This window comes from Paenarthrobacter sp. GQ52 (genome assembly GCF_059759005.1).
The window spans coordinates 130,636-149,223 of the sequence record NZ_JCAXEJ010000009.1; the positions used below are offsets into that span (position 1 = coordinate 130,636).

At 56.6% G+C, this 18,588-nt stretch carries 12 protein-coding genes and 5 pseudogenes; 13 read left to right on the top strand and 4 right to left on the bottom strand.

All coding sequences use genetic code 11. From position 1 onward, the window contains the following. Positions 1 to 87 precede the first annotated feature (87 nt). Entirely contained in the window at positions 88 to 258 is a 171-nt protein-coding gene (locus tag AC6CH8_RS13885) for a hypothetical protein (RefSeq protein WP_498191175.1), read from the bottom strand. Positions 259 to 1,100: 842 nt separating this feature from the next. Between AC6CH8_RS13885 and AC6CH8_RS13890 the strand changes: the two are divergent. Beyond that, positions 1,101 to 2,023, top strand: a pseudogene (locus AC6CH8_RS13890) (FGGY family carbohydrate kinase); the annotation flags it as partial. Between the two features lie 1,011 nt (positions 2,024 to 3,034). Here the strand turns inward: AC6CH8_RS13890 and AC6CH8_RS13895 are convergent. After that, positions 3,035 to 4,585, bottom strand: a complete 1,551-nt coding sequence (locus tag AC6CH8_RS13895; RefSeq protein ID WP_498191177.1) for an MFS transporter — start codon at positions 4,583 to 4,585, stop codon at positions 3,035 to 3,037. A 744-nt stretch (positions 4,586 to 5,329) separates the two neighbouring features. Between AC6CH8_RS13895 and AC6CH8_RS13900 the strand changes: the two are divergent. From AC6CH8_RS13900 to AC6CH8_RS13935, 8 genes and pseudogenes are all read left to right on the top strand, one after another. After that, positions 5,330 to 6,157, top strand: a pseudogene (locus AC6CH8_RS13900) (S-4TM family putative pore-forming effector). Continuing rightward, positions 6,109 to 6,255 carry an S-4TM family putative pore-forming effector gene (locus AC6CH8_RS13905; protein ID WP_498191210.1) on the top strand — a complete coding sequence of 49 codons (147 nt, stop codon included), beginning with the start codon at positions 6,109 to 6,111 and terminating at the stop codon, positions 6,253 to 6,255. Before AC6CH8_RS13900 ends, AC6CH8_RS13905 begins: the two are co-directional and overlap by 49 nt. Before the next feature lie 407 nt (positions 6,256 to 6,662). Further along, positions 6,663 to 7,124: a hypothetical protein gene (locus AC6CH8_RS13910; protein WP_498191179.1), complete on the top strand. Its 462-nt coding sequence runs from the start codon at positions 6,663 to 6,665 to the stop codon at positions 7,122 to 7,124. A gap of 545 nt (positions 7,125 to 7,669) precedes the next feature. Then, entirely contained in the window at positions 7,670 to 8,275 is a 606-nt protein-coding gene (locus AC6CH8_RS13915) for a hypothetical protein (protein ID WP_498191181.1), read from the top strand. Between the two features lie 7 nt (positions 8,276 to 8,282). Continuing rightward, complete coding sequence (locus tag AC6CH8_RS13920) at positions 8,283 to 8,636, top strand: hypothetical protein (RefSeq protein ID WP_498191183.1); 354 nt, start codon at positions 8,283 to 8,285, stop codon at positions 8,634 to 8,636. A 368-nt stretch (positions 8,637 to 9,004) separates the two neighbouring features. Then, a complete protein-coding gene (locus AC6CH8_RS13925; protein ID WP_498191184.1) occupies positions 9,005 to 9,451 on the top strand; it encodes a toll/interleukin-1 receptor domain-containing protein in 447 nt (148 codons plus the stop codon). Positions 9,452 to 9,525: 74 nt separating this feature from the next. Next, entirely contained in the window at positions 9,526 to 9,957 is a 432-nt protein-coding gene (locus AC6CH8_RS13930; RefSeq protein ID WP_498191186.1) for a hypothetical protein, read from the top strand. A 370-nt stretch (positions 9,958 to 10,327) separates the two neighbouring features. Further along, a pseudogene (locus AC6CH8_RS13935) lies at positions 10,328 to 10,606 on the top strand (transposase); the annotation flags it as partial. Positions 10,607 to 10,626: 20 nt separating this feature from the next. Here the strand turns inward: AC6CH8_RS13935 and AC6CH8_RS13940 are convergent. Continuing rightward, positions 10,627 to 11,675 (bottom strand): annotated as a pseudogene (locus AC6CH8_RS13940) (IS110 family RNA-guided transposase). Positions 11,676 to 11,927: 252 nt separating this feature from the next. On the opposite strand from AC6CH8_RS13940, the pseudogene AC6CH8_RS13945 reads away from it, so the two are divergent. Together AC6CH8_RS13945 and AC6CH8_RS13950 are read left to right on the top strand one after the other, a co-directional pair. Next, positions 11,928 to 12,800: pseudogene (locus tag AC6CH8_RS13945) on the top strand (IS3 family transposase); the annotation flags it as partial. Positions 12,801 to 13,885: 1,085 nt separating this feature from the next. Beyond that, positions 13,886 to 14,230, top strand: coding sequence for an AfsR/SARP family transcriptional regulator (locus AC6CH8_RS13950; protein ID WP_498191188.1), 345 nt, complete (start codon positions 13,886 to 13,888; stop codon positions 14,228 to 14,230). Positions 14,231 to 14,323: 93 nt separating this feature from the next. On the opposite strand, the gene AC6CH8_RS13955 is transcribed toward AC6CH8_RS13950, so the two are convergent. Further along, a complete protein-coding gene (locus AC6CH8_RS13955) occupies positions 14,324 to 15,079 on the bottom strand; it encodes a DUF1889 family protein (RefSeq protein ID WP_498191190.1) in 756 nt (251 codons plus the stop codon). Positions 15,080 to 15,940: 861 nt separating this feature from the next. Between AC6CH8_RS13955 and AC6CH8_RS13960 the strand changes: the two genes are divergently transcribed. Then, positions 15,941 to 16,327: a hypothetical protein gene (locus tag AC6CH8_RS13960; RefSeq protein WP_498191192.1), complete on the top strand. Its 387-nt coding sequence runs from the start codon at positions 15,941 to 15,943 to the stop codon at positions 16,325 to 16,327. A gap of 209 nt (positions 16,328 to 16,536) precedes the next feature. Next, a complete protein-coding gene (locus AC6CH8_RS13965; protein WP_498191194.1) occupies positions 16,537 to 18,315 on the top strand; it encodes a hypothetical protein in 1,779 nt (592 codons plus the stop codon). The last annotated feature ends 273 nt before the right edge of the window (positions 18,316 to 18,588 follow it).

Sequence of the window (18,588 nt, forward strand, 5' to 3'; positions counted from 1 at the left end):
GGACGGTGCAGAAACCCGCGAAAATATGATTAGGCATCCCACCCTGAAGCAGTGGCATGTGACCACTACAAACGAAGACTTTCCCGTCTAGGAACGGAAAACCACTTCGGAAGGACACTGATCGTGAAACTCCATCTTCAGCACGAATGGAAGCCAGTCCTCGGCCATGATGTACAGATTCGACAAAACGGAATAGTAGTCAGGAGCGGCCTCGTAGACGCCGTTACTAAGGATGATCAGGTGATTTGGGTCCGGCAAGAAGGAGCTTTGCTGCGTCAGCTCTTCGACAGATCCGAGGGTTACGAAGTTTGGAGCATGTGCCAGAACTCGAGTCTCACCGATGCACTCCTGGATGCTGAACTGAGCCTTGCCGCTAAGCCGGACGAGACATGGGTCGGGCAGGCTCGGGATGCTTGTAGCTGACATAATTGCTGGGGCTGAGGAACTCGCAAGCCCACGTTAGCGCAGCGGTGTCCTAAGCCCTCCGGAGTTGTGACATAAACTGGCATTTTAGGATTCATAACGATGATTTCGGGCGGGCGTGCTTACCGGTCTGCTTATATATAAGTACGATATGAGCAGAATTTATCACCCGAAAGAGTTCTGCTGTGGCATGTCGTGAGATAAAACGAAGCCCATTTATAAACGAGCGCTCCCGCACCCGAGAAGAATAATGTCGATAGTGGGCGGTCGGTTGGACGTCCAAAAGGCGCGCAGTGGTTCGATTGATTAACGAGTGGGATGCCTTTAATCGCCACACGCAGGGCCCAAAACCTCGCCGGAAATGGGGCGCGAGTTGAACCCACCTAAACGGTTTGCCCAGAGCAATGTTCTAGAGTCATTCCCGACGTCTTAGCGCGGGTCGGATATAGCGATGTTATTTTTCGAAAGACTCTTGCGGTTTGACCTGTGGACCCCATCGACGACCACATCGACCATTTCAATCGAACGCGCTACCGATCGTTCGATTCCCCGACCTGAGCGTGTGAGTACCGTGACATGCCCATTATTCGGCGGCCGGACCGGTCGATCTACGGATGACTAGGCGGGATGGCAGGCCAGCGGTCGGGGGCAGGGGGGATCCCTCGATTTGCCCGAGAACCCTTCAATGGGACCAGGAAATCCTGGACGTCTTTGGTGTCCCGGCCTCCATGATGCCCACCATTAAGTCCTCCTCCGAGGTCTATGGCCAGGTCCACACCTCCCAGCTTCTCCGCGAAACTCCGGTTGCCGGTATCCTGGGCGACCAGCAGGCAGCCACCTTCGGCCAGGCGGCATTCCAGCCCGGCGAAGCGAAAAACACCTACGGCACAGGCTGCTTCCTGATCTCAACACCGGCGAGGAAATTGTTCACTCCAAGAACGGCCTCCTCACAACGCTGGGATACAAGCTGGGCGACGCCAAGCCGCACTACGCGCTGGAAGGTTCCATCGCGGTCACCGGTTCCTTGATCCAGTGGCTCCGCGACAACCTGGGCATGATCAGCTCCGCTCCGGAAGTTGAGGAGTTGGCTGCCGGTGTCAAGGACAACGGTGGCGTCTACATCGTCCCCGCCTTCTCCGGCCTCTTCGCACCCTACTGGCGCGCAGATGCCCGCGGCGCGATCGTCGGGCTCACGCGCTTCGCCAACAAGGGCCACATTGCCCGCGCCGCGCTGGAAGCAACCGCCTTCCAGACCCGCGAGGTGCTGGACGCCGTCAACGCGGACTCGGGTGTTCCGCTCACCGAGCTGAAGGTCGACGGCGGAATGGTCGCCAACGAGGCACTCATGCAGTTCCAGGCAGACATCCTGGGCGTACCGGTGGTCCGTCCCAAGGTAGTGGAAACCACCGCCCTCGGTGCTGCCTATGCGGCGGGGCTCGCCGTCGGATTCTGGAAGGACCTGGGTGAGCTCAGCGCCAACTGGAACGAAGACAGGCGCTGGGAACCTCACCTCCCGGCCGAAGAGCAGGAGCGCCAGTTGCGGCTGTGGAAGAAGGCTGGGACAAAGTCCATGGACTGGCTCGACGAAGACGTGAAGTAACTCAGGATGTGCCTCTCCCAAAACGGATGGGAGAGCGTTGGATGTCATCTTAGCCGCGTCGAGGCGCAGATTCCCAGCCCAAAGTATGCGAACCCAGGTCACAACGACCGCCTTAGAAGGGAAACAGGAAGCATGAGCATTAAGAGTGATCAAAAGAGGCGTACTACCGTCGAGGCGGGCACCTCAGAGCCGGTGACCATCCGCCTCGACGGCCATGAACCGCTAGTTGTACACGTGGAGCTGGACGGCGCGTCTTGCAACTGCAGCTCTCAGTCCACTCAAGGTTCTTACACGCACACCGAAACTCCTCGACGGGGGCGGAACGCCTAATCCGTTTTCGGTGAATACTCGCCCAGGCCAGCACCTCTTGTGTCACCTCAGTTGAGCCATTGAACCGGACAGGAAGTAGGGACGATTATGACTGGCCTACTCTTACCCGATCGGCAATTTCGAGAGTTGCCAGCCCGATTCGGTACATGACGACAATGGTGGGCCCTAAGGGCGAGGTTAGCTCGCCGGCTCCAGGTATTCCACGAATAGGGAGTTTATAAAGATGCCCAACTATCCACCTATCAGCATCACCGCTGCAGTCGCTGAATGCTTACAGGAACAACTAGACGACGCAGTACGAATAGTCATGGAGCACGCACTACGGGAAAGAAGGTCGGGAATACTCGTTACACGACATGACACGCGGTCTTTTACTGTGGACCTCTGCCAACATGTGCCTTTCGGGTCTACACGTGAGCTGGACCTGATGACGATCGAGATGAAGGCGCGACATGCCTGAGAGCCTCGAAGGTGAAGAGTCAGGAACCGCAGACTGGTCCGTCCTGTCGTCAGGGGATCTTGTAGAAGTAGTTCCGGCATATATCGACACTGTGACCCCTGACAATGGCGTCGTTTGGGTATCGGCAGAAAATGTACGCTTCCGCAAGGCTTTCGATAGCCGTGAAGGCGTGGCAATCTCGCCAGTTCAAGGCGATCGAAGCAACAAGGCAGAACTGTCGGTCAATGGGCAGGGGTGGAATCCGGGTTCTCATCCGAAGGGATGACCCGCCAAGCTATTACCGCTGCGACGGCCAGAAGGACGGCTGCCAACACGGAGGCGAATTGCATGCCAGAGGTAAAGGCGCTCTGTGCCTGAGTCAGCACGGCCAATTCGTCGGGATTTGTTGGATCAAGTACTCGATGTGCTCCAGCTAAGGAATCGCGCACGGCCGCGGCTGTGTCCGAGGCGAGGGTGGTGGGCAAAGAAAGAGAGGTGCGATAGATGCCTGCCTGGACTGATCCGAGGACCGCAATGCCCAGAGCGATGCCTAGTTCGTAGGCGGTTTCGGACACGGACGCTGCCGCACCTGCTCGAGCTTTGGGTACCGCCGAGACAACGGCGTCCGTGCCAAGTGTCGAAGCCACCCCAACGCCGAGACCTATGAGCGCCAGCGCGACACCGAGCCAGAGGAAACCTTCAAGACCCTCAGCAACGGCGAGCACGCCCAAGCCCAAGGAAGCAACGGCGAGGCCCGCCCCAATGGATCTTCCTCGTCCGAGGCGACCCACCAAGAACCCTACGATGAAGATGACTAGAAGCGAAGCGATCGTAAGAGGCAATTCCGATACCCCCGCAAGGAAAGGCCTCATGCCGCGCACAAGTTGCAGGTACTGCGAGAAAAAGAACAGTAGGCCACTAAAGGCGAAGATCGTTAGCGTGACGGCGACAACTGCGCCGGAGAAGGCGGGAATACGGAAGAGAGTCACATCGATAAGCGGTGTGTTCAGCGTTCGCTGCCGCCGGATGAATAGAACAACTGATGCGAGACCGACAACAGCACTGGCGACGATGGACCAATCAATGCCGTACCAGACCATCCGCTTCACAGCGTACACCAACGGGATGATGGCCAGAATTGACAGTAATGCCGACAAAAGATCGATCTTTACCCGCTCCGGGTTCCGCGACTCGGGAATCAACAGGAACCCGGCAACCACAACTACGATTACAACCGGAATATTGATCAGGAAGACGACACCCCAGGAGAAGTGCTCCAACAAGGCTCCACCAACTAGTGGTCCGGCGGCCGCGCCGCCAACAGCGCCCGCCGTCCAAACTGCAATTGCCCGCGTCCGCTGGGCCGCATTGTCAAACATTGCCCGCACAAGAGACAGCGTCGAAGGCATCAGGGTAGCGCCGCTGACACCTAGCAGGGCGCGTGCCGCGATCAGCATCTCCGGTGTCGTGGAGAAAGCAGCTATAACCGACGCCACGCCGAAGCCCGTCGCGCCCATCAGAAGCAGGCGTTTACGGCCGATGCGATCGGCTACGTTTCCCATAGTGATCAGGAGCCCTGCGAGCATGAAGGAATAAATATCACCGATCCATAGAATCTGCGATGTCGTAGCGCCAAGATCAGCGACAAGTGCGGGGACCGCGAGAGCTAGCACCGTTCCATCGATGGCCAGGATAACGACCGCCAGTGTCAGAACGCCGAGTGCCCACCATTCCTTTGCGCCCGCCCTCGTTGAAGTCGCGCTCGTTGAAGTCGCCCTCGATCGAGCGGCCATGGAATCCCCTCACCTTTCATTCACCTCTCAACTGGCATTCATTACTATACCGTCTAGCCGGTGTAGTAACGAACGCGTGAAAAGCTGAGCCAGGGGATACGTATGGTCCGGCCGAACAACCGAACAAAATTGCTTGGATCAGAAAACGAAGTGATCGAATGGGACGGCATCGCAAACGCAACGTTTGAATCCGTCGCGACGCAGGCGCTATGACAGAGGCTGGATTGCATTTCCACTTCGGTTCCAAAGTTGAGCTAATAGGCGCGGTCGAGCTCGAACAGTGGGAACAGGTGAACGCAGCCTTGTCTCGGACCCTAAGAACAAGTCCGGAGTCCGCGACACCAGATGACTACTTGGCCGCCATGATTCTCAGTTTCGCGAACTCCCCTGTGCGAAGTACTGAAATGCATATGCTATGAACGGCGCCGGAATGTTCACGTGTCCTCTTGCTATTTAGAAATGCGCGCCGCCAAACACCTAGACGGTGAAACTGTATATTCTCAGCTTTGGGATCTGTATCTCTCGCTGAAGAAAATCCATGTTGCGGAGTTGGCTGCAATGAATGATCCGACTGGACTCGCTTCGCGCTTCACCGCTTGTTCATCTGATTCCAGTCGCAGGGACGCGCTGTCTAAGCTCTCGAGGGCAGTCACACGCGCCTCGAAAGCCAAGGACCTTAGCAAAGAAGGGCGGGAAGATGAGGCCATTGATCAACTCAAACTTCTCTTCAACAGGTAGGTCCGTATGACAACTCACAATACACCTACCTACGTGCCCCCTCCGAGTGCCAAAATCGCGGAGCGGCAGAACAATCCCGACGCCTTGCGACTTTTGATAGCTCAGCGCCGGATCTATTCGGCGGCCAAGAGGTGGCAATATTTGCGGTGGGCCGGTCTTCTCCTGATTGCCTTGGCAGCGCCGGCCGTGTCAGCGATCTTTCCTGCGGTGGCAGTTGCTGTAGGTGCGGTGGCCGGAGCCTGGCAGTTCTTTGGGCGAACGATCCTCACTTCTCTTGAACGTACGGAAATGACTCGCGGTGCCGCAGTCCAAGAACTGTTTGATCACTACGTGTTTCAAATGCCGCAGTCCATTGAGCGTTCGCAGACACCTTCGCTCGAAGAGCTGGCAAGGATTGCCGACGACAAGGCCGCACTAGGGGAGACCGCCAAACGGGAGTCGTTGCAAGATTGGTATCCGATCACGCCCGGCGACAGCGGGTCAAACGCTGTAGCGGTAGCGCAACGGGCAAATGCTGCATACTCCCATCAACTACTGCGGGTCACCGTTTTAGGCTGAATCACGCTGGCTATCGTGTGGGCTGTCGTGTTGATCGTAGTCAGTTGCCTCTTCGGCTTGTCCTGGACGACTTTTTTACTAGGTGTATTTCTTCCCGTACTTCCCGGAGCACTCGATGCCTTCGAGTACATCCGGGATATCAAGAAGGCGGCCGCAGAACGCGGCGATCTGGCTCGGTCAATTGAGAAGCGGATCGGCGGCGAGGAGCCTATTGGGGGCGACGATCTCTGGCGTGGCAGGATAGTCTCTTCGAACTCCGCAGGACTACCCCGCTAATCCCTAACTGGCTTTACAAGCTGGCTCGTCCATCGAACGAGAAGGCGATGGTCGCGGCCGCTGAGCAACTGAGCGAGCGCTCGAAAGGAAACAAATGAGTTTGACTACGGCGCAAGCGCTAACGGTATTTCTGGGTGACATCTCTGCCGCTGACTATCACAAGAACACACTGATCCCAGCTCGAAAGAGCAGTGTAGATGAAAGACTCCTCGAGAAGTTTCCTTCGACATCAGACATGCCTTTCTGGAACGGCATACTGATGGGTTCGGCATCGAAGGCGAGAATTATACGGCCAATTGACGATGTGACTTCCTGGCTGTGTTCTCCAATGAGAATAGTGCTTGGAGTAAATACGCCTATGACTCCAAGAGCTTCATTTACCGTATTCGTGACGCCTACAACGGGCTATCCATTCAGCAAGTTGGTACTCGAGGGCAGGCGGTTCGAGTCGTCTATAAAACTGGAGGTCACGTCGACGTGGCGCCGGTTTTTCACATAGGAAACGATGTCTATCAGCTGCCCGATGGGTTCTGGTGGTTGGATCAGCACAGCACCAACAGTCGCCAACGCATGGTTTGCCGATCGCAACTCGAAACTCAGCTATCATCTGGCTACCCTCGTTCGATTGCTCAAGTCCTGGAACCGAGCGCACTCAAAACGCATGCGCTTCTTCCATCTGGAAACGGTGGCCGGCCATGTGTTCTCGTCGTTGGGAATCAACTATCGCGATGCGCTACACAAGTTCTTTTTGTGGGCTCCAAATCATCTGGACGTTTTTGACCCAGGGGGTCAGGGTGGAAGCCTCAGCTCCTATCTCACTTGGACCGGTAGGCAAGAACTACTCACGGCTCTCGCCTCGGCAGAAAAGCGCGCGCAACTCGCGTTAGACGCGGAAGGGCGGGGAGATCACGCCGAAGCAAAACGACTTTGGCGCATCATCCTTGGCAGCGATTTTCCTGTTTCGTGAAGTTGCAGGCCTTAGGTTCGCGTGGGATGCTCATGCGAACTCCGCATGGTCACTCCAGCCTGAATCAACCGTGCCCCGACCGGATGAGCAGTCACGCCTACACGTTTGCCAATCGAATCTAGTGAGTCACCTCGGTACGGTACTAGAGCCTCGCTGCTTCCTTGATTTGCAGTTCATCCAGGCCAACCCTGAGTGGAGCGACTGAGTGCCGGCGTAGGTGCCGACTTACCGTCTCGCGGCTGATTCCGCATTTACAAGCTAGGTGCTTTTCTCTCATGCCAGCCCGGCAGTCCGTGGGCAAACACGTTGGACTGCTCGGCTGTGAGTTGTGGGAAGCGACGGGGACGGACTGACTCTTCGGTTGTGAGGTTTTTTGGTTGTTCTACCGGGTGCTTCAGGGGAACTGTCTCGTGTGTCCACGTCTTGGACTCCACGAAATACGGCGCCTTTCCGTTGTCGAATTGACTTGCCTCAAGAATGTTCAATGGGTTATCTTCTGCATGCGCTTGTCAGTCTGACAAACGCCAAATCGATGGGGGATTCCTTTGCAAATAACCACTATTAAACGCGCCGTGGCCGCAGGTGCTGCTGCTGCCCTTCTACTCACACTTTCTCCACTCTCACCGGCTTCCGCAACAAGCCAAGCACCCGAGAAGACCATATCTGTCTTTGGAGATGTTCCGGCTCAATCGGACGGGACCTTCCTTGAATCCGATGTGATGGCGGTCAAGACTGCCAGTGATGCTTCAGGCGCCGTCCCCGAGGCTTCTTTGGCCCGTTCAGCCGATCCTGCCTATGTAATCTACTCACGCTGGAACGACAACTTGGCAAAGCCGACTGTCATCCGGAATGGGAGTGCTGCTTTTGGATGGGCTCATGTCCAAAAGCATCGCGTGACCTTGAACATGATCAAGAAGACCACGATGTTTCCAAAAACACGAGCAATCCAAGGTGGTAATACCATCGTTTACCAGACCCCGGCGAACGAGTACGAGTGCTGGCTGGGTGTCTGCAGGATCAAGCGGACCATGGACGTTCGCGCTGTTGTAAGCAACACGCGCATGGGCGACGGTCTGCAGAAAGGCGTTATCACAACCTACTGCGTCGGGCCCATGACATGCCCGGCCTGGGTCGCTGCCACAGCGGGATAATAGCCACATGACAGAACTGCCCGCCTTGCATTCATCAATCCTCGCTGCGGTCCGTCAGCTATTTGCTGACGCTAGCCTCCCGCGTAGCCTGAGACCGACTGAAATCTCGGTAAACGATGGCAAGATCGTCGTTCATTATCTCGGCTTCGCCGATGACCAACGGGGCCCTTTCGGCGCAGAATTTGACTTGCCGAAAAGGGTAGGGGACGACATCTGGTGCACCTATTCCGACGAACATGGAGGTGTCTCAGACTGGGCCGCCTACGGCGTCGTCTTCAGGATTTTGGAAATCTACGAAACCTCCTTAGACCAAGTCCGTCCAGACGGCTCAAAAGGAACATGGTGGATCAAAGAGGCATAACACCTAGGCGGCACTGTGAAGGGTGCCACAATCTGTAGAGGGAGAAGGCCAAACCGGCCTTCTCCCTCTTTCGCTGTTGTGAATCGTTTGAGCAGCCGGCACACCCAGTGACGTATGAACGTTTTCAGAGGAATGCCTCCGCTGTCAGCCTTACGGCCCAGTTATGCAAATCGGGTTGGATCGGAAGGAAGTGAACGAGTTGCTCTGGCTTGCCGAATCCTCCTAGCGAGCACTACGGCCGCTGTGGGCGCAGAGTAACGGGTTGATCGTGCCGTACATCTTGCCAGAGGGGGCGCAGGGAACCTGGACAAGTAGAATCTGGACCAGAGTGTACTGTGCCATGGTCAACAGTCCAGCGAGGAGACTATATGCGCGACATCTTCATCTCATATTCAAGACGGAATGGGCGATATATTAGCGAGATTGTCGCTGACCTGGAGGACCACGGTATCTCGTACTGGTTGGACACCATCGACCTCACTGTTGGTGATTCTACGCATAAGAGTATCGAAGAGGCTATTGAATCCAGTCGTTTCTTCTGCCTTGCCATATCTAATCCATCTATGCAGTCGTACTATGTCAGAGAAATCGAGTTTGAACAGGCCTTCACGCGAATGATTGCTAGCAAACGCGACTCATATATCCTGCCGATCGTGATACAGAAGCCCACAGTTCCTTTACCGGCCAGAATTAGTCATATTTATAGACTGGATTTTACTAATCGACGTGTATATAGTAAGAGTATGCGTGAATTGGTTAAAAAAATTAGAGGCACATCCAGTACGTATACGGGAGGCGCTGGTTTAAGGGCCTGAATATTTCCAATTTGGGTGAGCCGGTGGGCATTGGTCCCACCACGCAGAAAGCATCAATTGGTCACGGTTATTGTATGCATTGGATCGACGGAGTCGTTTCACGTGTTGATGTGTTCAATAATGGCAGGCTTGTAAACTACAAGGAATTTGGTTTCGATAAGCTTGGCCGTGTCATTGAAAATCGGATGTACTCGCCGGACAGCAATGGTGGTTGGTCCATTGTCGAGGACGTCTGGTACTACGAGTACGACTCCGTTACCGGTGCTCGTTCCAAGAAGATCATCAAGTTCCTTGGTGAGAAGACGGTCCGCGTTGTCAACTACGACTCCGCCGGGAAGGCCGTTGATGAACGTATTGAAACTGAACCTGGCGTGGAGCCGGACCGGCAGTTTCCATATGCTAGGAAGGTCTTCGATTACGACGAGGACGGCAATGCCATTGGCGAGCGATGGTTCGATAGCGAAGGAAATCGGACAGGACCAATTGAGGATGCCCCTTTAGCCTGACGATCCGAGCGCGCAGGCCAACTCCGCATCGCGACTCCCGCGCAAACAGTCGGGACCCTACGAGTGGAGCAGTTATGCCGTCTGTTTGCTGATCGTGGTTAGAGGGGGCGTTGCCTTGTTTTCGACTCGGACTGCCTTCTCGCTCATCTAGGCGACCGAACGCCAGGAGGCGTAATTGCGGATGTGGTCGAGGAATTCGATAAATCGCGCACCACGGGAGTGTATATGAATTATTCAGAACGGCAGCTCGACGTCGACCTTCGTGAACGAAGCCCAGCTTTTCGTATGTATGGATTCCACGTTCGGGACTGCCCCCGGTTTTGTTGACTCCTTGACCTAGCGAGCTTGTGCTCGTGGAAGGATGTTGACCATGCCCACGGCTTATGGGGCGGAGTTCCGCCAGGATGTTATTGATGTGGCCCGCAAGGGCGAGGCGCCGCTGGCGCAGATTGCGAAGGATTTCGGGCTGTCGGTCACGACGTTGAAGCGCTGGATTGCCATTGCCGAACGTAAGGGTTCCGGAGCCGGCCCGGCAGGCGGTGATTCGGTCGAGATGCGGGAGCTGAAGAAGCGGAACCGCCTGTTGGAGCAGGAGAACGAGATTCTGCGCCGGGCGGCTGCCTATCTGGCCAGGGACATCAACCCAAAATGACTCTTCTATGGGTTGTGTCAAGCCATGATGGTTTGGAGTTGACGGAAGATGGAGCGGCAGACGTAGCGTTTGAGGTTCCGGCGGATCTCGCGGTTTGATTTTCCTGTTGCCCTGCTGCGGGCCACGTAGTTCTTGGTTTCGGTGTCGAAGCTCAGCGGGTGCGGACGATGACGTCGAAGGCGCGGTTCAGTTGACGGTCTCCGGAGCGGTTGAGCCGGTGCCGGGTCGTGTTGCCGGAGGACGCCGGGCGTGGGGCGACACCTCCGAGGGCGGCGAAGGCTGCTTCTGAACGGATGCGGCCGCGGTGGGAGTAGGCGCACGTGATGATCGCTCCTGTTACGGGCCCGACCCCGGAGACCGCTTGAAGCCCTGGCGCCAATTCTTCGGTGAGCTGGGCCAGGGCCTTGTGATTTTCGGCGAGCTGGATGTTGAGGTCTTTGACTGCCAGTGCCAGGCGTTTGGCTTCGGCGCGGGCGATTCGGATCACGGGTTCGGTGCTGTTTGAGGACCGCCAGGCTGCAATGGCGGTGATCTGAGTGTCCCGCAGGGATGCACGCACATCGATCCCGAGATCTGTGCCGCGGAGAAGGGCGGTGAGGGCGTTGCGGTTCGCGGTGCGCTGGTGATCGAGCAGGGACCGCGAGGCCAGCAGAATCCTGATCGCAGCCCTGGTGCCTGCAGCCCGAGGCTCCATCACCTGATCGCGGGGTCGCCCCAGGACTGAACGGGCTGCGGCTTCGGCGTCGATGGGATCCGATTTCCCGATGAGGGCCCGCGAGGAGCGGGTGGGAGGCCTGACCTCGCCAACCTCGATGTCAGCGGCAAGCAGGGCCTGGGTGAGCCGGGCACCGTAGGAGGACGTGCCCTCAACAGCAGCGAAGATCCTCTCCCCGCCTGTGCGCCGCCGGATCCAATTGATCGCACGGTCCATTCCCGCGGAGGTGGCCGGGAAAGCCGCGGTGTCGACCACTGCCCCGGTTGCGGCATGAACCGCGGTGAAAGTGTGGGTGCGGGCGTGGGTGTCGACTCCGACGACGAACGCAAATTCCTCGGCGATAATCGCCATTGTGATCTCCTTTTCCTTATGAACCGGACAGGTGGCAGGAGCCTGCCTGAGTCGCTTGGAGACGCATCTGTAACGAGTCACACCCAAGTGGTGGACAGTCTTCTGATCAGGTCATCCGTGCGGGCAGGCCTGTGCCCGGAGAATGGTGCGGACGAGTCATTTTCAAGACACCGCTGAGCGGGTCGGATATACCCTGAGTCACACGCCGTTCTCCGGGACCAGCCTGCCAGCCAACCTCGGGCCGGCTACTGACCATTACAGATCTACCCGCTGGTCACGGATCTTGCCGCCGACGGTGTTCCCGTGGCGGTGACCTGCAGGGTGTTGGGATTCAGCAAGCAAGGCTATTACCGGTGGAGGGCCAGCCCGGTGACCGAACGGGACTGGATCGATGCGCACCTCGTCAACGCCGCCCGGGACATCCATGCCGAGAATCCTGCGTTCGGGTACCGGTTCATCGCCGATGAGCTCCCGGAGGAGGGCATCGCGGCGGGTGAGAACAGGGTCCAGCGCCTGTGCAGGGACCACGGCATCTGGTCGGTGTTCTCGAAGAAGCGGGGCCTGAACCGGAAGCCGGGGCCACCGGTCCACGACGACCTGGTGGAGCGGGACTTCACCGCCGCCGCGCCCAACGAGCTGTGGCTGACAGACATCACCGAACACCCCACTGCCGAGGGGAAGCTTTACCCCTGCGCGGTGAAGGACGTCTACTCCGGAAGGATCGTCGGCTACTCGATGGACTCGCGGATGAAGTCCTCGCTTGCCGTCGCCGCCTTGGAGAACGCGGTGCGGGTGCGCAACCCTGCAGGGACAGTGGTGCACTCGGATCGAGGGTCCCAGTTCCTGTCCCGTCGATTCGTCGAATCACTCCGGCACAACGGGCTCACCGGATCGATGGGCAGGGTCGGGGCTTGCGCGGACAACGCCGCGATGGAATCGTTCTTCTCACTGCTGCAGAAGAACGTACTGGACCGTCAGCGGTGGCTCACCAGGCAGGACCTCAGACTGGCCATCACGACTTGGATCGAAAGGACCTACCACCGCCGGCGACGGCAAAGACGGCTAGGAAAACTCACGCCCATCGAATATGAAACAATCAACCGGACCGCGCTCACTGCGGCCTAAGACCCCGAGTCAACAAAAGCCGGGGCAGTCCCCTTCGTGGGTCTTGGCGTATCTGATTCTTGTGTCGGCGGAGTCGCTTGTTCTGGAGATAACTCGAGCTCTAAATTCATGCGTATTTGTGGAGTCGTACCAGATGCTGATAGCCAACCCAGCTTCATTCCGTCCTCCGACGCCCTTGGCCTCGGTCATCTAAGTTGCCACAAACCCAGCGTGTAGCGTAGTGACGATCGCCCCTGATCGTTTTTCATAGTGTCCTCTCAAGCGACCAAATACCTGGATACCCACTCTCGCTTAGAGAGTCTCATGCGGACCTCAAGTTTCGGGATGTTTTTCATCAATAAGAATCTATGGATGAACAGCCTCCGACGAAGCCGCGATGTCTACCTGGAGTTGCACTGGCTGCACACATCGCTGCCAGTCGCGTTGCGAGCATGTGAAGGCCGATGTGGTTGCATCAGCACAGGATCGCAATACTAGGATTCGCCCAGGAAATATCACGAGCGCTCGTATCCTTCGACAATCCGATGGGGTACTTTGTCAATTGGCAGACCTAGTGTCGGGCTCGAGATGGCTGGCCCGTCTGCCGAGGACAGTAGTGCCGCTGGGGGCGCTCACTCAATCATGACCAATATTTGAACCCGGCGACGGCTGGTGAGTCGCCGCAAGGGCTGGCTGCAGGATCCAATGGATCTCATGGATGCGAGCAGTCGCTTGGGGGAACCATGGCACTGAGCGAAGAAGTCCGCTTTCGGTTGAGCCTCTTTCAGAGCTGGCAGTTGTGGCATGAGGACACAGAAATCCCCATTGCAACGCGTCAGCAGCGCCTCATTAGTGCTCTCGCGCTTCTGGGGTCGCGGCACCGCCGATATTTCAGCGGTATTCTATGGCCTGACAGTCCAGAGAGACTGGCCACAGAAAGTCTCCGCGCCAGCATCCACGTACTATCGCGTCAGGTTCCGGGATTATTAGTGTGCGCGGGTCAGGCGCTGTCCTTGTCCAAGTCGACCTGTGTGGACCTGCAGCAATTCTTAGACCAGCTCGAAGCTTGTGAGCGTTCAAGCTCACCTTCATGTCACGCTGACTGCGTGACCCAAATTTTGCAGGCCGAACTGCTCCCGGGGTGGTACGAAGACTGGGTTGTTCTGGAGCAGCAAAGGCTTCGGAACGTTCGCTTGCGCTCGTTGCTCACCCACTCGAGCCAGTGGCTGGAGTCGGGCGACGGTGAAAGAGCGGTCGTAGCTGCCAAGAGCGTTCTTGAAATCGAGCCGTTACACGAATCCGGCGTCGGCCTTATGCGCGCTGAAGTGAATGTCGGGAATCGCGCCCAGGCTCTGCAAACATTCGAGAACTTCAAGCGCAAATTGGCATCGGAGCTGGGAGTCGGGCCTTCGGACCACTTGGTGAGGCTTGCCGTTGCTATTCGAAGATGAGAAGAAAAGGACACATCGGGGCAGAAGAACGAGGCGCGTGTGCTGGACTGATTCAGTTGCCGATCCTCCATCTCTTGAGAAACGTTGCGATCCTTAGGCCGTTCCCATGGAAGGCGTGACGCTCCGGCCCGTCCACTGTTCGTAGCTCGGCTTCCATGAGCCGTACGACTTGGCGGAGTATCGGTGGCCCTTCTTCACTTTCTTGATGTGCTCGACAAATTCAGCAACGTCCCGGCGCGAGAATCCTTGAGTTATGGCCCACGCAGCAAGCTTGTTCTCGTTCAGCTCATGGCCATGTCGCTGGAGTTCAAGAAGGATGGAGACGCCATTTGGATCAGAAGCGTGTTCGGGGGTACAAAGTTGAGCGGTCAGTTGGCCGCACAGGCTAACGAAGGCGGCTTCAACGACCGGCTCGAGTCCGTCTGCAGCGCTGATGCCTCGCTTCTGATTGGTGATCAGGTCGATGGCTCCAATGTAGTCGAGCCACACGTTGGGAAAGGGGTCTGTCTCCCCGTAGGTGAGCACGCACATTGCCGACACACGGTCGGCGTAGCGGTCCGTGAGTTTGAGAAGTAACTCCCGGGTCGGGAATAGGGCAAGGAGTGGCCGGTTGCTCCCACCGGCTCCGATGCCCGAGTCTCTTGTGTGGACTTTCGCGAGAGACCGAAGCCAAGGACTTCCGGGGAGATCGTGAAGCGCGCTTGCTTGGTCGGACGCCAGGACGCCACGCTGGCCATTTGGTTGACTGCGCAGCCATTCGAGACCGGCCACGACCACCGTTTCAAAGCTGCGTCCATTTTGAACCTCAATAAAGTAGATAGGGGAAAAGCTGGGCTTGCTCAGGATCATGGGTTTCCTTAGTGTCGTGGGCTTCGGAAAGCAGTCTGCCAGCAAGCAATGACAATATAGCCGCGGCCTGAACCTGTCCGTGCTGTCTTGCATGCAACCCCATGAGATGAACTGGGAGCAGAATCCCGATCAGATCGCTGGTTGTCTACTTGTGGCACTTCGGTCCTCGAAATGGAAGCTGTCTAAGTGGCAATGAAAGCGTTTCAAACTGAAGGCTGCCGCAGCGCCCTGGTAACCGGTGCCCTCACGAAGAAGTTTTCAAGATGCTGGGCAAGGCTTCCAGCCATAGAAATTAAAAGTTGCATGCAGTCGCCGCCGACGTTATCGCGCATCTGAGGGGAAGCCCGCAGTCCCGCTGCCATTGGAGATTGTCGCGCGGGGCTTTCCCAGGCAGACTCGGTGCCGGCAGCCCGCGGCTGGCCAACCCCGAGGCTGTAGTGGCGGAGCGCTCCACTTTGGAAGGGATGTTGTCTTCGATGGAACCGGATCGCGCCCGGCTTCAGAATAGACTGGCACGGATAAGGATCCTATAGTCTCCAGCACCTCTTCTGGGTGAGACACCTTTGGATGCATATCCGGACCCGTTGATCAGGCTAGTCCTGGAGGGGCCGATCATCAGTGAGGCCGGCTGGTCGCTGTGACGACCAGCCCCTACCCTAGCCGACGCGACACGCATCAAGACTCGTGCGAGTGCTTGACCATCGTCCATGAGCGTCTAGCATGATGGCATGCAAAGGCTTGAAGGTGGTCATCATAAGTGACCCGTCACAGAGCCGTCGGTCGAAGTGTCGTAAGCGGCGCTGTCTTTTATCATGATTTCCGATCATATCGAGCTAATAGCAGTCGAGTACCCTTTTTCAGATGATCCTTGCGTTGACAATTGCACAACAGACGAAATCGACTAAATTCTATAAACTTGATTCCAGGAGGATCGCGTTTATGGGAATAGAAAAGCAATTTGGTGTTTCGAATGCGGAGATAATTCCGCGCTCCAATGAAGAATCAAGGAAGGGAAAATATCCCGTGGCAGTTGCGAATTTCACTCTCGCCCCAGAGCAGTTTGATTCACCTCGAGTTGAAGACATGCAAAGGCGGCTCGGGGCGGTTGGGGTGTACTCATCTCGAACGCCAGTCGAAGGCTGGGCCGATATTGAGCTAGAACTTGATGATGTCACCTATTACGGCGAAGACAGAGTAGAGGACGGTATTCAAGCTTACGTGAATCAGCACTCTGCTTCTTCCCGCTAGGGTCGAGCCCAAACAAAAGAAGGTACGCGATGTCGATTACGCTAATATGTGCGGCCCCAGGGACTGGACTCACCCGTGTAGGGCGGCGTGTTGCGTCTGAAGCCCGCCTCAACGTGTTCGACATCGAGCAGGAGTTGCTGACGAATCTAAGCACAGATGATCGAACCGCCGTTCGAAAGCATGTTAGTTCGGCCATATCCAATTTGGACATGGCCGCTTTCATGTCATCCTTTCCACGTCACAAGGCTCTTCAGCTTTGGTCGGATGCGGCCAGAAGAGTGCTTATGGAGGCTAGTCGGCATCCAGATTCAGTTGTGTTGTGTCACCTGACGTTGTTTAGGCCAGACCGAACTGAATACGTCTCCACGCTTGCTCAGTTCTTGAGGATCGTCAATGATTTGAATAGCCCCATCGGGCGCGTGATTCAACTGATTGACGATGTTTATGACATGTACGCAGAACTGGGAGCGGAATCGGGAGCACTCAATTTCCATGTGCGGTTGAAGAGTTGGGAGTCATTCACCAAACGTGCGACTCCCGGCTTCGCGTGGAAACGCTTCAATGGTGAGGGCGATGGCGAAAAGGAACACCTAAGTCTTGAGGCGCGAGTCCAAGCTATCAACATGCTCGTATCTTGGCGCCGAACCGAATCCATCGCTGCTGAAAGTCTCGCTCGCAGCCTTGACTGCCAGTTGATCGTCCTCGGGGTGAAGCATCCTTTTGTATTACTTGAGAATATCCTTAAGGTGGAAAAGGTTCGCCGGGTGTACATTTCGCATCCCATTAGCGCATACCGGCGCGAGATGAACAGTCTTATCCGGACAGGCACTACTCCGAGCGAATCAGACTGGAATCCCGCCGTGGCGGAGTGCAATGCGATACCCCTTTTGCTGAGTGAGGACCCAGAGCTCATCGCCATCATGCCGACGGCAATAGATGAGCTGCGATTTGCGCCCCTCCTTGAATCAGCCAATAGGCTGACAGAACGAAGCCTAGTTCTTGGTCCGCGGTGGCCGCTGATGACTGATGGCAATGCATTGATTCTAGACGAGACCCTCGATGCAGACGGTTCCCCTGCACGTGTGACCTACGACTCGACTCAGCGAGACGAGATACTTTTGAAACCCGCATCGCCAATCGAGCGCCTCTCCTTTTCGGGAGAGCTGGTCCGCTTCCTCGAAGGACTGATGTTTGCGGAAATCCCCTATAGAGATCATCTAATCGTGGCGAACACTGACGCTTTTCTTGTTCACCGTCCGAGGGCGGATCGCGCTCGGACGTCAAGTGGCGTGAAGCAGGAGGTAGCACACTGGTGGGACAGATTGGAATCAGGCGAGGCACATATTCGCATGACGTTTCTGCACACAGCTGAAGACCTGCAACTCCTGTCGTCACTCTGGCACGGCACGGCACCCTGGATGGAGACAAACCTCGAGCGACGGACTGCCGTTAGAGCCGCCTTGGAAGGGGTGGGGAGATCGGCGAAGGCTTACATCGCAGATCAATACAATCTCGATACTGAAGATGCGGAGACCGTTTGGAGTGGAAAGCCCCTGGACGTCGACCAGTTAGGGGGGCCGACGCATCTCGCAACGGAAACGCGAGTTGCGAGAGCTAGGGCCGCTGCAGCAGTGGAAGGCGTCAACGCGTTCATCAAGTCCGAGCTGACTCTATCTTTGCACGGTTCGCGTCGTCATTCTGACAATGTTCATGTGTTTGTCGTCGAGGAAGGGATCAAGCTGACACGGCGGCGAATGGATCCCGTGCGAAAATTCTTAGCGTCGGCAGATGGTGCTACAACTATGGGATACTCCCTAATCGGGGACGAGGAATACGAGACTTTTGCGACCCCACTAGAATCTGCAATCCTTCAAAAGCTATTACTCGGGCACGATCGACACCGGGACAACATCCAGACTCTTTGCTTGGACTTCGTGCAGCAGCTTGAAGAACGGGAAGAAGACTTGCGCTCGGCTCTTGATGCTTGAGATTGGGGCTCAGCGAAATCTGTTCGAACTGCTCAGCAACTAGCGCCTAGACCATCCCATAGCACCGCCAACCTACTCGCAATAGTACGAATTGCCATGCCTCAGTCCCTGAGTTGGTAAATCCAGGTCTCTTATGAGGCACTGAGTCGGTAGCTCCGTGACTTGACGATGGTGACGTGAGACGGCTGTCATCCAGCACCCTGGTGAGCCAACGGGGCGGTGCGACTTCACAGGTTTGAGCCCAGCGTTCGAGGAGCCTTGCCCTTCCGGGTG